This window comes from Paraburkholderia sp. D15, from assembly GCF_029910215.1.
GTDB lineage: Bacteria > Pseudomonadota > Gammaproteobacteria > Burkholderiales > Burkholderiaceae > Paraburkholderia.
In genome coordinates this window covers 4,330,776-4,345,553 of sequence record NZ_CP110395.1, presented here as the reverse complement: position 1 = coordinate 4,345,553, position 14,778 = coordinate 4,330,776, and the positions used below count along the sequence as shown (strand labels likewise).

Annotated in this window: 9 protein-coding genes and 1 riboswitch; of the genes, 1 reads left to right on the top strand and 8 read right to left on the bottom strand. The window is 59.6% G+C overall.

The window, feature by feature from the left end; genetic code table 11:
• Window positions 1-13: 13 nt before the first annotated feature.
• The 4 genes from LFL96_RS19040 to tssI are packed head-to-tail and all read right to left on the bottom strand — an operon-like array spanning window position 14 to window position 6,944.
• Window positions 14-973: a DUF6708 domain-containing protein gene (locus LFL96_RS19040; RefSeq protein ID WP_280996760.1), complete on the bottom strand. Its 960-nt coding sequence runs from the start codon at window positions 971-973 to the stop codon at window positions 14-16.
• Window positions 974-986: 13 nt separating this feature from the next.
• The gene (locus tag LFL96_RS19035) at window positions 987-3,548 is read right to left on the bottom strand and encodes a T6SS effector BTH_I2691 family protein (RefSeq protein WP_280996759.1); all 2,562 of its coding nucleotides are present in this window, start codon (window positions 3,546-3,548) and stop codon (window positions 987-989) included.
• A 30-nt stretch (window positions 3,549-3,578) separates the two neighbouring features.
• The gene (locus LFL96_RS19030) at window positions 3,579-4,382 is read right to left on the bottom strand and encodes a DUF4123 domain-containing protein (RefSeq protein WP_280996758.1); all 804 of its coding nucleotides are present in this window, start codon (window positions 4,380-4,382) and stop codon (window positions 3,579-3,581) included.
• Window positions 4,383-4,391: 9 nt separating this feature from the next.
• Window positions 4,392-6,944 carry a type VI secretion system Vgr family protein gene (tssI, locus tag LFL96_RS19025; protein WP_280996757.1) on the bottom strand — a complete coding sequence of 851 codons (2,553 nt, stop codon included), beginning with the start codon at window positions 6,942-6,944 and terminating at the stop codon, window positions 4,392-4,394.
• 542 nt (window positions 6,945-7,486) lie between these two features.
• Window positions 7,487-7,670, top strand: a riboswitch (yybP-ykoY riboswitch).
• A 95-nt stretch (window positions 7,671-7,765) separates the two neighbouring features.
• Here tssI and LFL96_RS19020 point away from each other — a divergent pair.
• Window positions 7,766-8,779 (top strand): sodium:calcium antiporter, encoded by a 1,014-nt coding sequence (locus LFL96_RS19020; RefSeq protein WP_280996756.1) that lies wholly within the window; start codon window positions 7,766-7,768, stop codon window positions 8,777-8,779.
• Window positions 8,780-8,849: 70 nt separating this feature from the next.
• On the opposite strand, the gene LFL96_RS19015 is transcribed toward LFL96_RS19020, so the two are convergent.
• From LFL96_RS19015 to LFL96_RS19000, 4 genes are all read right to left on the bottom strand, one after another.
• Window positions 8,850-10,031, bottom strand: a complete 1,182-nt coding sequence (locus LFL96_RS19015) for an HAD family hydrolase (protein WP_280996754.1) — start codon at window positions 10,029-10,031, stop codon at window positions 8,850-8,852.
• A gap of 447 nt (window positions 10,032-10,478) precedes the next feature.
• Complete coding sequence (locus tag LFL96_RS19010; protein ID WP_280996753.1) at window positions 10,479-11,141, bottom strand: acetyltransferase; 663 nt, start codon at window positions 11,139-11,141, stop codon at window positions 10,479-10,481.
• A gap of 30 nt (window positions 11,142-11,171) precedes the next feature.
• Complete coding sequence (vioA, locus tag LFL96_RS19005; RefSeq protein ID WP_280996752.1) at window positions 11,172-12,320, bottom strand: dTDP-4-amino-4,6-dideoxy-D-glucose aminotransferase VioA; 1,149 nt, start codon at window positions 12,318-12,320, stop codon at window positions 11,172-11,174.
• 67 nt (window positions 12,321-12,387) lie between these two features.
• Window positions 12,388-14,736: a tetratricopeptide repeat protein gene (locus LFL96_RS19000; protein ID WP_280996751.1), complete on the bottom strand. Its 2,349-nt coding sequence runs from the start codon at window positions 14,734-14,736 to the stop codon at window positions 12,388-12,390.
• Window positions 14,737-14,778 lie beyond the last annotated feature (42 nt).

The following is a 14,778-nucleotide window of genomic DNA, read 5'->3' as shown; positions in this document are numbered from 1 at the left end:
AAGACCGGCGACTTTACGTCGCGACACTTTCGCTTATTGCGTTAGGCAAGGCCCCGCAGGCGCGTTCTACATCATCGGGCCACACCGGTTCGCGACAAGTCCGCATCGCGAGGTAGTTGGCGCATGAAAAAATGAAGACAGGCACCAAAGCAACAATTCCAAACGCTATGAGGAACAGATTTCCTGATTTCAAAAGGGCCGCCTCATCCTCAAACCGCAACTTCAGAGAATTTCGGAACGATACTTTTTTAGAGAGGAAGCTTTCCACCCGAGGCAGCAGCGCTGGCCCCTCTTCCATGAACCGCCGGTAATACTCGAAGTCTTCGTAGAGTTCGTTCATCACTTGCTGACCGAGTGGCCCTGTTTCGGGCGAGGCCAGCACGACTCGCTTCCCGATCGGAATGCTGTCCGTGACCTGTCCTTTCTCATCGAGCACAAGACAGCGAGCGACGCGGCCAGCCGTTAGCAAAAGACCGCCTCGTGGGCTCCTTTCGACATAAAGGAACGCCTGATCCCAAGGCACGCTGACAACTCCGCCGGGGCCGTTGTGTTTGAACACGTAAATTGTCCGATCAATGCGATTGAAGCGAATAGGTTTGCTCGTATAGTTGAAACAGTCAACGAATAGGAAACGTGATGCCCACAGGAACACTCCAAACGAGAGCAGTGCAAAAAATCCAAAGACCCAGTGAGTCAGTTCGGCCAATCCTTTCTGCCGCAGCGCTGGAGACGTATTGATGGCTATCCACAAAGCCATGATCGTCGAGCCTATTGCGGGAATGCCGCCCATCAGGAAGGCTAGCAAGCCCCAGCCTTTCTCGCGGTAGAGCCCGTCGCAAACTTCGAGATAGTTGTCGGTACATTCAAAGGCTGTTCCACTGCTTTTTGCGTTGTCAGTGCACTTGTTCTTCTGCTCCAGACGCGCAGCAAACTCGTCTTCGGTGATAGAACGAGCGATTCCACGGATTTTCATGCTGGTTCCTGTATTACGAAAGTGCAGACGTCAAAGCCTTCTGGTCTTCGGCTAGGCTTGAAAAGCGCTCGTTTTCTTCCTTTATTCCGAAGTAACATTGTTCTAGCCATTCATTGATTTCGCGCCCTTTTGCAAAATTAATGGCAGCGCCGATTATTGCTGCAACTATCAAAAGCAGCAGAGTTAAAATTGGTCCCGTGAAAGCTGCGATTACAAGCGAGAAACCGATAATTGTTGAACTGAAATAAAGAGATGCCAAAATGAAATTTCCATGTTGAATTTCATCCCACGCGTGATAGCCGTCAATTGCGGCGGAAACAAGGCCAACAACGGGGCCTCCGAATTTGCTAACAACGTCCGCAATCCCTCCGAATCTCAGCCAGCCTGCACCGACCTTTGCACCGGATTTCTCAATTGCCTCAATAGCAGTGTGAGTGTATTGCGACACACTGACGACCAGCCCGCCCACAGCATTGCCGAACTTGATTGAATTTTCCGTCGAATTAAAATGATTCGACTTCAACAACTCCGTTCGCGCAAAGAACAGATTAATAGCATTAAATATTGCTCCGATGCCGTTAAATCCTGGTTCTCCCTTGGTAAGCAGTCGAAATTTCGGCATGTAAACCTTTTCCACGACATCTGGCGTCAACGTGACGCTGGCCAACTTCTGGAAGCCAGGTTGAGCCGCAACGCTCGACAACGTCGCGGCTTCCCTGGACGGGCTTTCTACAAGGACAAATTGCCTCGCTTTTATTTCCGCATCCACATTTGCTGCGCCTGACGCCTTTCCTTTCAGATCTTTGTTCAAGTCCTGCACCTCGATCTGCTGACTTCCAGGCATCATCTCCTGCATTTGCCGGGATACATAATTCACCCACTGGTTCACCGAACCATAGACAGCCTTGCATTCAAAAAGCGTCTTTGTCTGCATACAAAGCGTCACATACATAACCTTCGCGGCCGCAGTATCGATGCCCTTGCTAATAGCCTGTGCGATGGGGCCGCCGGCCTCGTGGAGCAAGTGAGCCGTAGCCTTTGAAAGTGCGGCTATGAATCCCTTATTTTTCGACTCCTCTACGTCAATGACTTTGCTATACGACTCGATGAGCTTGGCCGCAAACTCCCGCAACTCGACGTAGGGGTAACTTGACGCTTTCTTCACTTTCTCAGCCAGCACTGGACTGTTAAGTACAAGCGCTCGAAGCAGAGGATTGCGCATGTCCTCGACACTTCCGTTCGCCCACTGGACGAGCTGATCGATCGCTTCTTTCCGGTCCGCTGATCCCTCGATGCACAGCGTAAAAGTAAGCGTGTATTCGAGCCCGCTCTGCAAGCAGCCCTGTTCATAGTCCAGGTGGAGCACATTCAGCAAAGCATCGCTAGACAACCACGCCTTATGATCCAGCGACAGCGGAGCAAGGATATTTTCATGCACCGGTTTCATCGAAGCCGCAGTCTTACGCTTGAACTCATCGATCGCTGTTTGCCGATAATGAGTCGAATAAGGTTTCCACGCATCCGAGGCGGCGCCGGCCAAATCTTTATCTTTCTGATCGTTGATGGTCTTGAGCTGCTTCTCCATCAGCTTGCCGCCGTCGAAGACAGCCGTTATTGCCGCGCCGCTGTACGCATTAGTCGTAAGCGTCTGCACCGCGTTCGCGATGGCCGTCTTCTCTCCGGCGATAACAGCCTTGTGCAATGCGTTGATCGCGCTTTCCGCCCAGATCCCATGATGGAACGGCTCTAATGCAGTACCGAAAGCGAGCCGCTGCTCAAAGTTGAGTTCCTGCGTAATCCCCACTGCATCCCAAAGCGCGAACACTAAACCCTTGTTCGGTTGGATCGAGTCCATCGCCTTTTTCAGCGCGGGCGTTTGTCCTGCACGATCGTTGTACGGAAAACATCCTGTCAGCATCGAATCGGGATGCTTTCCCGTCCCGTACTCGTTCAGCAGACTGCCTAGCTGACCAACACTCGCCGCATGAGGCTGCGAGCTATTGCCGCTATGGGCACCCGTAGCATCGAGTGTCTGCATTCGCTTGTCGCGACAGCCCATGAAGTTAGACGCGTATAGGTCGCGCACCGCTTTCGTCCATAGCACGTCGCTGAACGCAAGGTACACCGTGCCGGCATTCTGCGCATTGTCGATGGTGATGCATTGAGCCAGTTGCGCATGGCCGGGCTGGTGACAACTGAACGGCTTTTCGAAGCGCCGGTCGATCGTGATATCCAGCGGATAGTCATACAGATTGCCTTCGGCTGTCACGGCGTAAGCCTGCCAGCGCTTCGTCGATGGGTAGAGGACGTAGACGTATCCGTAGCGTAGTGTGCGCAGGGTGTACTTCGCCTTCTTTAACGCAATGCCCGTGACGCCGGCGCCAAAGCTGCCGCCGACCGGCAAAGCGCCGGCGGCGCTGTGAGCATTCGTGTCCGCGACGACTCCGTAGCGCACCGGCAGGATCGGCAGTCCCTTCTTCTTGCACATGTTGCACGAACTGGGTGAAGCGGAACCCGTCTGCATGATTGACTGCGTGAGCTGATTGATGCTCGAGAAATCGGTGTCGAGTGCCATTCGTTATCTCTTTTGTGAGGGCAGTCAGGTCTACTGGTACTGAAGACTTTCGCGAGCGATCGTCTCCCAATCGCTGGCATCCCACTGCGTGACCGAGTCGACGTAATTCGGTTGGGCGGTCTGCAAAATCGCCATGACGCGAGGATGACGGTCGAAATACGGCGAGACGAGCAGGCCATGAATCGCAAATGCAAGAAGGTCTGAGCCGTCCAATCCGTACGCCGCTCCCTTTGCAAACTGCGCGTCGAGCAGAGCCGCCGCATGCGGCGGTGTTGCCGACTTGTTGGCTCGGAGCACATCGAGCGCTCGCTGTACGAGTTCGATGCGCACAATGCGGTTGTACTGCTCTTGCGTGACGGCCAGGTTTTCCTCGAACGTGCCCGCGCCCTTCATGGTTGTCCATCCACTAGCCGGGTCGAGGTATGCCCATGACGTGAGCGGTCCGAGCAGCGCGCCGAATTGTTCGGCCCGCAAAATTCGGTTTAGATGTGTGAACACGCGCGGGTCGTAGTAGCGGAACACGGCTGTATCGTCGGTGTCAGGGCGCGAAAGAATGAGCCGGTCGGCCAGATGCTGCTGCACGCGACCCGTCGCTCTGTCGGAGGCGACAATCGCGCAGACGAGTGGAGGCGCCCGGCGCTCTGCATCGAGCATCGCGATTTTGCGCAGTGCTGGAAGTTGCTCGTCAGGATGCTCGGCGCAATAAAGCACCGGGGCGACCTCCGTGAGTTCAGGGCGGCAGGCAGGCACCAGTTCGCCGATTTCATAGACCGGAGGAGCGTCGGCTAGCTCGAGCTTTCCGTTGGCGGGTTCAACAATGACGTAGTGGACCATGACCACCGCCTACACAAGTGCAGAACCGGTTTGCGCCGCCGCGGCGAACTGCTGCGCGCACGACTTCGACGGCAGAGACGTAACGACCGGATTGCTTCCCTCGGGGCCTTCGAACGAAATCGGGCTGCCCTTGACCTGGACTAACCCCGGCGCATGAATGTAGATGTTTCCGCTGGCGATTCGGATCGTGGCGCCGCCAGCGCTCAGCGTGATTTCTTTTTGCGCGGTCACGCTGACGGAGTCCGACGTAGACGCGACCTTAAGCGTCTTGTCAGCTGTGATTTCGATGTTGTCGGACTGCGCCTGGATTTCGACTTTTCCCTTTGCCGCGAAGAGCTTCATACCGGCGTTCTGAACAAAAAAGCTCAGCTTCTCGCCGACGCTCGCAATCCACGACCTGGCGACCGCCACGTATGCGTTGTCTCCGCTGACGACGTTGATGTGCCGGCTTGCCGTCACATGCATCGACTGCTGGGTCGACAGCCCCAGTCCGGACGGACTCGCGAACAACATGATGGGTTCGGAAAAGGCATTTGCGGTTCCCGTGCCGCCGCCACCCGTGCGCCCGCCGGCCGGGCTACGTTGCGCATTGCTTTGCGTGGCGGCCGCGAAAGCCTTGATGTCGTCTTCGGACTCGTCCAGCGGCTCTGCCTTTGCGTCCGTCGCGGCCAGCGAACGCCGCTGGACAACTGCGCTGGAGTCAAGAAGGTGCTGCGTGGCCTCTTTCGTATCGAGTTGTTGGCTCGTTGTGCCACCGCGCGCATAGGTCGAGACGTACAGACCCTGGCCGGCTCGCACCGCACCGAACGCGTCGGTCTTCATCTCGAAGCCGTTGCCGAGATAGCTCCCGCGCGTGTTTCCGTCGTGGTTGATGAGATACCCGACGTGAAGGTATGAGTTCGCCGTTGAGCTGTACAACTGGGCTCGGGATTGGGCCGTGGAGTCGTCGAACACCAACTGATTGAAACCCCGCCCGCTGTACTCCCGGGACTTGAATCCAGAGAGCAGTCCGTTTGTGTTCCAGTGAGGCGTATTGATCGAGTGGAACAGCACACCCGTTACAACGGGGCGATCGCAGTCGCCTTCGAAATAACTCACCGCCACTTCCTGGCCTGTTCGGGGAACGAATACGGATCCAAAGTTGTTGCCGGCCTGCGGCATCACGACTCGCATCCAGCACGATGCCGCCGCGTCCTGATTGCCGATGCGATCCCAGTGCATCTGCACCTTGATGCGGTTGAGTCCATCGGTGTAGATCTCTTCTCCCGACGGGCCAACCACGGTCGCGCTCTGCATATGCATGACAGGCTTGCGGTGCTCGAACGGACTTCGGTACGGCACCAAGCGGCGCTGTGCCTCTATTTCGATCAGAAAGAAGCTCTCGTTACCGAGGGGGTCTTTTGTCGTGAAGGCGCTTTGTTCTTCCCGATATTCAGCACGCACGCGCGACATGGTGCGCTGCAGGCTGTGCGGGAATGGACGGCTGTTGCCAAGCGGCAGATTGTTCTGGATGAACCATCGAGTGGCGATTACGCCAAACTGCCTGTCTTCCTGCTTGTCGAGGTCGTGCTCAGGGTGATCCTTGAGTGTGAACGATCGACCCGCATCCATGCCGGTCACACTTCCCACGCCGAAAAAGCGTTTGGTCTGAGATGCCATTTCCTCTAGACGGATGCGAACGGCCTGGTCGCCGCGGTCGCTTGCTGGATCGCCGGCCGGGAAGCTGTAGTGCCCGGCATATTCGTAGACTTCCAGGTTCGCGGGGAGGTCGCCCTGGTCGGCTTGTGAAGAGCCCGAACGTTCCTTCGGTCTCGTCGGAACCTTGTAGTCCGCCGTGCGGAATCCGTAGGCGACGCTTTGCAAAGTACGCTCGCTACCCCATTCGACAAGCGTTCCCGTTTGCCCTTCGCGGTCAGCACGACCGAACGGAATCTGCTGTCCGGCGAGCGGGCGGCAGTTCGAGAAGTCGTCCGTGATGACGACGGTATGGGACTTGCCGTCCGTCGCCTGCTCGATGTAGGTGAACCACCCTTCCGATTCGAGCAGGCGGCGCACGAAGTTTTCGTCCGATTCGTATTGCGTGCAATACGACCGTGTCATCCCCGGGTCACGGGTTGCAAAACGATACTTGCCACGTGCCAACGGATGGCCGTTGAAGACCTGCCTCAGGATGTCGGTAGTGGTGAGATCCTGAAAAATGCGCGCGTCCTTCCGGTACTTAAGGAGCCGCATCCATGAGGCAAACGAGAGCTGATAGTAGGTCAGACCACCGTCTCCACCGAGCCTGCGTGTCGCAAAAACGTATCCATGCCACGGGAGGTAAGACTGGTCCGCCTGCAGAAGCCACAGCGTGACGGGTTGGCCCATCAATCGCTTCAGTTCGACAGACTTTTCTTTCGCAACCACGTCAACGGTAAAAGCCATCTCGCGGCCAACACGCGACTCGCCGACGACCCGCTGCGGCAGCAGCGCCTTTGCACCCAAGGGAGTATTCAGAATGACCGCTCTGTGGGACTGCTCGATTCCGGCGTCCATTAGCACCGAATAAGCGGATTGACTCATTATGAATATCCCCGTGATTGCGTGTTATTGGAGGTGCGAATAATAAATGAGAGAGACTGATCCGTACAACGCATTTGCGGTCGATGCGTCGTTTATCGATTGAATTTTTTTAATTGGGAAATTTCTTCTTCGTTAAAGAAAAGTTTCTGACGGCGTTGGCGAAGTTTTTTCCGGATATTGTCGGTGATGTAAGACATTAGACGCCCGTCTGTGCTGCGTGTGGGGCGGTCGATCTATGCGTGTTATGCAAAACAGGTTGCTGATTGATAAAGCGCGCTTGATTGGGTGGTGAAATTCAATCGATGCGCATAATTCAGGCTGTTGAAAATAGATTCGAACATGTGCGCATCGATTTTTGAGTGCGGTGGCGTTATATCGAATATTTATAAATTCCTTTTGCGGCGACTGTCGACCGGAAATCTGAAGGGCTGGGAAGTATGTGCCGACACTTGCCATGCGCGACGAAGCCATAGAACGAAGCCACTGGGTTACACAGCGATACCCTCCCCAAGCTTGTTGAAAGCGCCCCCCACCGTTAGAATCCTCCGGTCACTGGGGAGTAGCCTTCCTTCATCCTTTGAAGGAGAGCGCGTCAACATACTTGGCCTGCTGGGTCATGGCGCGTTCGACCGGGTCGGTTTGGCGAGACCATTGGCGTACTGCTTCGTTCTGGTCGGACGGGTCGCGGTGCGTCATGGTTCGTCATCTACGTCCGACCGCGGAGTTTGCCCTGTGAATCATCGTCGGATCTCGCCAGCCCATCCCGCTAGCCAATCGTCTCGCCGTCACCACCGCTGCCCTGTGTGCATCGGGAGCCGCGCATGACCGGTCTCGTGTTCGAACTCGTCCTCATGCTGGTCGTCATTCTCGTGTCGGCCGAGCTGTTCACCAACGCGCTCGAACATCTGGGCGAGCGTCTGAAAATCTCCGAAGGCGTCACCGGTTCGTTGTTCGCCGCCGTCGGTACCGCGCTGCCGGAAACGCTCGTGCCGTTGCTGGCGATCATCGGCGGGACGAGCGATAGCGCCGTCAACCAGGAGATCGGCGTCGGCGCGATTCTCGGCGCGCCGCTGATGCTCTCCACGCTGTCCACTTTTCTGATGACGCTCGCCGTGCTGCGCACGCGCGGCACGCAAGGCTGGGTCAAGCCCGAACGCACGGGCTTCACGCGCGATCTCAACTACTTCCTCTGCGCGTTCGTGCTGGCCGCCGCGGCGATGTACGTGCCGCATGAGCAACGTATCGTTCGTGCACTGTTCAGCGTGGCGCTGGTCGGTGTGTACGTGACCTACGTCGTGATGACGTTCCGCGCTTCCGACAAACTCGTCGACGCCGGTCACGGCACCGAGGCACCCGGCACAATGCTGCTTTCGCGCGTCGGTCTACCGACGAATCTCGCGACCATCGCCTTGCAACTGGCGCTCGCGGTCGCTTTGCTGGTGTGGGGCGCGGAAGGGTTCATCCACGGCGTGCGGGGCGTGTCGGCGGCGCTCGGTGTGTCGCCGCTGCTGCTGTCGTTGCTGATCATTCCGATCGCCACCGAGTTGCCCGAGAAGGTCAACAGCATCCTGTGGATTCGCCGTGGCAAGGACACGCTGGCGTTCGGCAATATCACCGGTGCGATGGTGTTTCAGGGCACCTTGCTGCCCGCGATCGGCATTCTGCTGACGCCGTGGACGCCGCGTATCGAAGTCGTCACCGGTATCGTCATTACGCTCGCCGCGGCCGCATGGTTGCGGATCAACGTGCGCGAGCGCGGCGTGCCGGTGTGGGCGTTGCTGGTGTGCGGCGCGTTGTACGCCACGTATCTGGCGATTACGTTGACGCGAGGATGATGACGATGATCTGACGGAGTGACCGCGCCGGCGAGCAAGCGCCGGCACGGTCGTGAACGTCATCGCACTTTTAGTTGACCGAGGCTGCCTGAGCGCCCTGCGCTGCAGAAGACGAACGCGTCGCAGCGGCCGAACCCGAAGCCGAAAGTGCAGGCGCTGCCGCAGCGGAAGCCGTCGAACCGGGCGAACCCGAAGCCGAAGATGCAGCCGCCGCCCCATCCCCATCCGCCTTAAAAACAGTCCGCCAGTCGCTCTTCATATCGACGACCAGCCACCCCTTCGTCCCCGCCTCATCCAAACCTTTATCCAGCTTGCCGCTCTTTGCCCCACGGTCGTACGCATACTCGCGATCCGCGTCCGTGTGATGCACCAGCGCGGCGAGGCGCGGGCCGTCGCCGGCCGAGGTCCATTCGAGCATCGGCGCGTCGCCGTCCGCGTTGCCGAAGGCGATAACCGGACGCCGGCCGATCACGCGATCGATCGCGAGCGGCTTGGCGGCGCCGTCCACGAGACTGTCGACCTGCGCGAGCCGCGTCAGCGCGATCGTGCCGTTGCTCTGCGGCGAGTAGCGATACTTCACGGTGCTGCCGATCACCTGCTCCGGCGGAATGCCATACACCCGCTGCGCGAGGTCACGTACGAACTCGACGTCGCTGCCGGTCACCAGATAAGTCTTGAAGCCGTTCGCACGCAGATAGGCGAGCAACTCGATCATCGGTTGGTAACCAAGATCAGCGTACAGGCGGTTAAAGCGCGGATCGCTCGCGGAGTCGAACCATTCGTGCACGAGGGCGGCGAACTGATCGCTGGTCATGCCGGCATGGGCGGCCGCCAGCACGCGCATCGAACCCGTGTCGCCGCTGGCCGCGACGCTTTTCAGATTGCCCTTGAGAATCGAGCGGAACGGTTCCTGGCGTTTCCATTCCGGATGCTTGCCCGCCACCGTCTTCACGCGTTGCAGCGCGAACACCAGTTGCACCGATGCGGGTTGTTCGGGCCACAACGTGCCGTCGTAATCGAATACGGCAATACGGTCCGCGCGCGGAATGAAATCCTTGGACTCGGGCGTCGTCACCAGCTGGACGAAATCGACGATCGAGCGTTTGGTCGTGGTGTCGTTCCACGACGCCAGCGAAGCACCCGCCGATGCGCTGGCCGGCGCTTCGCTGACGTCGCGATGCGGCAGCCACGAGCAGGCGGAAAGAAGGACGACAGTCAGGGCAATGCAGTACCGGTGCATCGTGCGAATCATGAAAGCCTCATGGAAAGCGGTGGGTCGAACTTTAAGCGAGCGCCAGTCTAATCGGGTAAAGCGTTAATTGCAGCTTTTGACGATTATTTTCTGATGAACGAACCGCGATGCATGAGCGCCTATTGCCGTGGCGGCAATTCTGGCCGATCTCGCACGGAATCGGGAAAAAATGCCAATCGGATTAAATCGACGTAATGGAAGCGGTTTGCAGGCTTTGGGACGGCCCAGCGGGCATTTGTAGCGCGGTATCAGGGAGAGGATAGCGAGGAGAAAGGACAGCGCGATCTTGGGAAAAGCCAAACCCCGGGCGAGAATAATCGGAACCGTCTCAATCCGAGTTCAAACCCGCCTCTAATCCGCGTCACAAATCAGAAACGGCCACCGCCGCAAAAGCAATAAAGCCGGAACGAACCTGATTCGCTCCGGCTTTTTACATTCCACTTTCGTTTAAAGATATTTATCGCCGCGTTGCCGATCCCGCACTTTCCTCGCGGGGCTGCCATAGGTGACGGTAAAAGGCTCGACGGCCTCAAGCACGAGCGAACCCGCGCCCACCACGCTATGTTCGCCGACCACCACGCCGTGTCGCAGCACCGCACCGATACTCACCGCGGCACCCTGACCGATACGACAATTGCCGCCGGTCGTCACTCCGGGCGCGAGACTCGCAAAGTCGTCCATCACGCCGTCGTGATCCAGCGACGCCTTCGTGTTCACGATGCAAAACCGTCCGACGCTGCAGCACGGATTGATCACCGCGCCGGCCATCACCACCGTGCCGTCGCCGATCGTCGTCCCGTTGCCGATGCTGGCATGCGGATGCACCGCGCTGACGAAGCTCGCCTGCGGCCACGCCTGCGCGACCTTATCCGCCACGCGTTCGCGCACGCCGTTATCGCCGATCGCGACAATCACCCCGCGTAAATCATGTTCGACGGCAAGCCGCGGCAGATCCGCTTCGCCGCCGAGCACCGGATAGCCGAGCGTTTCCTCGCCGACCGCGCGAAACGCGTCGATCAATCCGGCGATCCGGTAATGCCCTGCCTTCTCGACGATATCGATCACGACTTTCGCGTGACCGGACGATCCCACCAGCACGATGTTTTGCATAGTCCGCGTTCCGTCACCTGCCGGCCGCGGTCACTTCGCGTCGGCGAGGATACGAACGATACGCTCGACTTGCGCCGGACTCAAATCCGGATAGATCGGCAGGCACAGAATCCGTTTGGACGCCGCGCTCGCCGCCTTCAGATTGTCCTTGTCGGCGGACGGCAGCCCGCGATACATCGGAAATTCGGAGATCAGCGGATAGAAGTAACGGCGCGCGTAGATTTCGTGCTCGCGCAACAGCGCGTACAGCGCGTCGCGGCTGATCGGAAAATCGTCTTCGACCTGCACGGGGAAGTACGCATAATTCGCGACCTTCTCGCCGGCGTCGTTCAGGCAGCGAATGCCCGGCACGTGCTTGAGCAATTCGCGGTACTGCTCGTCGATCGCCTTGCGGCGCGCGAGCGCCGAATCGACGTGCTGCAGTTGCAGCAGGCCGAACGCGGCATTGATTTCGCTCATCTTGCCGTTGATGCCGGCGGCCACCACCGTCACTTCATCGACGAAGCCGAAGTTCTTCAGGTGATCGATACGTTGCTTGGTCTTCGCGTCCGGGCAGATGATCGCGCCGCCTTCGAACGTGTTGAACACCTTGGTCGCGTGGAAGCTGACGATCGACAGATCGCCGTGCTTGAGCACGCTGCCGTCGTCGGTCTGCACGCCGAACGCGTGCGCCGCGTCGTAGATGACCTTCAGGTTGTAGTTGTCGGCGATCTTCTGGATCGCCTTCACGTCGCACGGATGACCGTAGCAATGCACCGGCATGATCGCGGTGGTCTGCGGCGTGATCGCGGCTTCGATCTTCTGCGGGTCCAGATTGAGCGTATCCGGATCCACGTCGACGAACACCGGCTTGATGCCGTTCCACAGCAACGAGTGCGCGGTCGCCACGAACGAATACGGCGTCGTGATGACCTCGCCGTTGATGCGCAGCGCCTGCAACGCCGTCACGAGCGCGAGCGTGCCGTTCGTGAACAGCGCCAGATGCTCGACGCCCAGGTATTCGCACAGCGCTTTTTCGAGCTGCTGATGAAACGGCCCGCCGTTCGTCAGGACCTTGCTGTTCCAGATCTTCTCCAGATACGGCATGAACTCGGCCAGCGGCGGCAGATGCGGCTGGGTCACATAGATGCGTTCGTCGTCCAGCGACGCAATCGCACGAAGAGGAGCGCTAGAGCCCATGGTTTCCTCGCAGCTGTCTGGTTGTCCGGTCGCGATCCGGTGTCGTTGCGGCTTGTGGTTGCGGCTATTACGCCGCGTGTTCCGGCGCATGGCCGGCGGCTTGCGTGTCGTCCGCGCTGAACGGGGCCGGCGGCAGGCCATCGCGCCAGCGTTGCCACATGGTGTGCAGCGCGCGCGACAGGCTGCTGGCGACCGCGTCCGGATGAAACACCGGCGACTGCCGGCAGCGATCGCGCAGGCCCGTGCGGATCTCGGCCAGCGCGGGAATATCGGCGGCCAGCGCGACGCCCTTGGCGACGAAGTCGTCCGCATCCTTCGCGACGAACGATTCGAGACCGGTGTGGCTCAGCCATGCGGCCGCCGCGCGGCTCGCCATGGTCTTGCCGGCCAGCGTCAGCGTGGGCACGCCCATCCACAGCGAGTTAAGGACCGTCGTCGAGCCGGCGTACGGGAACGTGTCCAGACAGACGTCCACCTGGAAATGCTGTTGCAGATAAACCGGTAGCGTGGAGCGCGGGCGGAAGCTGAGGCGGTCGCTTGCGATGCCTTCCTTCGCGAACCATTCGGTCAGCGTGGTTTCGCCTTCGTCGCCGGCAATCGAGCCGAGCACCATGCGCGCCGTCGGCAGCTCGCGCAGCAGACGCGCCCAGACCGCGATCACGTCCGCGCGCAGCTTGTTCAGCCGGTTGAAACTGCCGAACGTGATGTAGCCGTTGTGCATGGCGGGCAGGATGTTGACCGGCGGCGCCGCCTTTTCCGGTTCGAACGGACCGATGGCGGCCAGATGCACAAGCTTCTCGGTGAACTGGCTCTCGATCTCGCCGAGCGGCGTGAAGAAGCGGTCGCTCAGGTAGTAATCCATCGCATCGAGACCGGTCGTCGCCGGATAGCCGATCCAGCTCGCCTGAACCGGCGCGGGTTTGCGCGCGAACGTCTGCAGGCGGTTGCGGCCGGTGTGGCCCGACATGTCGAGCAGGATGTCGATCTTGTCTTCGCGGATCTTCGCGGCGAGCTGATCGTCCGTCATGCCCGCCACCACGTTCCAGTGATGCGAATAGCTGCGGAAGCGGTTCGTGTAATCGTCTTCGGCGACGTGGTTGTAGTACACGTGCAGCGTGAAGCTTTCGTCGTTGAACAGCGGTTCCATGACCGGCAGCAGATAGGACGAGACGGCATGACGGTACAAGTCGCCCGACACGATGCCGATTCGCAGACGGCGGCCCGGCGTGCGGCTGTTGGTGTGCTTCGGCCAGCTTGCGCGCACCGGCGCTTCGTACATCTTCGAGAACTTGCGGTGTTCGGCGAAGATTTCGGCGGTATCGATGTTCGGATCGTGAGCGAGGCAGAACAGCAGATTACTGCGGTTCAGCGAGTTCTTCGGCTCCAGTTCGATCGCGCGGCGCAGCGAAAAAGCGGCTTCCAGCGCGGCGCCCTGGTCGAGCAGCACCACGCCTAACGTGCCGTGCGACTCGTGATAGTTCGGCGACAGTTCGGCGGCGCGCCGGCACGAAACGATCCCTTCGCGATGACGGCCCAGTGCGGCGAGCGTGAGGCCCAGCACGCGGTGGCCTTCGGCGTATTCCGGATGCAGCGCGATCAGCTCGCGGCTGACCGCTTCGCCGAGTTCCTGCTGGCCGGTCAGACGCAGCAGGTCGGCGAGCGCGTTGCGGGCTTCGACATCGTCCGAGCCGAGCTTGATCGCGGTGCGCAGCGGTTCGATCGCCGCGATGTACTGGCCGTCGCGATGCAGCGCGATGCCCAGCGAACGCCAGGACTGGCCGTGAAGCGGGAAGCGCTCGGTCAGGTCGGTGGCGAGCTTGATCGCGGCGGTGGTGTTGCCTTTGTTGAACAGCGCCGCGAAGCGGTTGATTTCCTGCGGCGTCGGGCGTCGGTTGTCGGCCAGCGAGGCTTTGTCTTCTTCCGCCGGCGGCGTGACCTCGGCCGATTCGGTGGCGACGGAGAACGTCATGCCTTGATCGACCGCGGAGGTGGGCAGCGAGACGCCGTCGTTCGCCATCCGCGTGATCAGACCGTTGACCGCCGGGCCGTTCAGGCCGCGTTGCTGCCCCATCTCCAGCGCGAGCCACGCGGCGGGAATCTGCTCGGCGTCGATCAGCGCGTTGATGTAGGCGACCCAGTACTGGCCGTTGTTCGGATCCGCGCCCAGCACGGCCTCCAGATACGGCAGCGCGGCGGCCGGCTCCTTGCGCTGCACGAACAGCACGCCGAGGTTGTATTGCACGTCGACGTGATTGGGTTTCGCGTCGAGGATCGCCTGATACAGCGCTTGCGCGTCGTCCAGTTCGCCCTTGTGGTGATGGTCGAGCGCCGTCTGCAGCACCAGCAGGATGTCCTGCTCGAATTGCTGTTCGGGGGTCAAGGGCTCAGCGGTCAGCTGCTCGTGAAGGAGAGTCATGGTCTCAGCGCAGAATGGTCTATGACGGAAATTGTGCGGCGG

Bases quoted from the DNA above. Each gene is read 5' to 3' on its own strand.
- LFL96_RS19040 (WP_280996760.1), bottom strand. From the start codon at position 973: ATGAAAATCCGTGGAATCGCTCGTTCTATCACCGAAGACGAGTTTGCT.
- LFL96_RS19035 (WP_280996759.1), bottom strand. From the start codon at position 3,548: ATGGCACTCGACACCGATTTCTCGAGCATCAATCAGCTCACGCAGTCA.
- LFL96_RS19030 (WP_280996758.1), bottom strand. From the start codon at position 4,382: ATGGTCCACTACGTCATTGTTGAACCCGCCAACGGAAAGCTCGAGCTA.
- tssI (WP_280996757.1), bottom strand. From the start codon at position 6,944: ATGAGTCAATCCGCTTATTCGGTGCTAATGGACGCCGGAATCGAGCAG.
- LFL96_RS19020 (WP_280996756.1), top strand. From the start codon at position 7,766: ATGACCGGTCTCGTGTTCGAACTCGTCCTCATGCTGGTCGTCATTCTC.
- LFL96_RS19015 (WP_280996754.1), bottom strand. From the start codon at position 10,031: ATGATTCGCACGATGCACCGGTACTGCATTGCCCTGACTGTCGTCCTT.
- LFL96_RS19010 (WP_280996753.1), bottom strand. From the start codon at position 11,141: ATGCAAAACATCGTGCTGGTGGGATCGTCCGGTCACGCGAAAGTCGTG.
- vioA (WP_280996752.1), bottom strand. From the start codon at position 12,320: ATGGGCTCTAGCGCTCCTCTTCGTGCGATTGCGTCGCTGGACGACGAA.
- LFL96_RS19000 (WP_280996751.1), bottom strand. From the start codon at position 14,736: ATGACTCTCCTTCACGAGCAGCTGACCGCTGAGCCCTTGACCCCCGAA.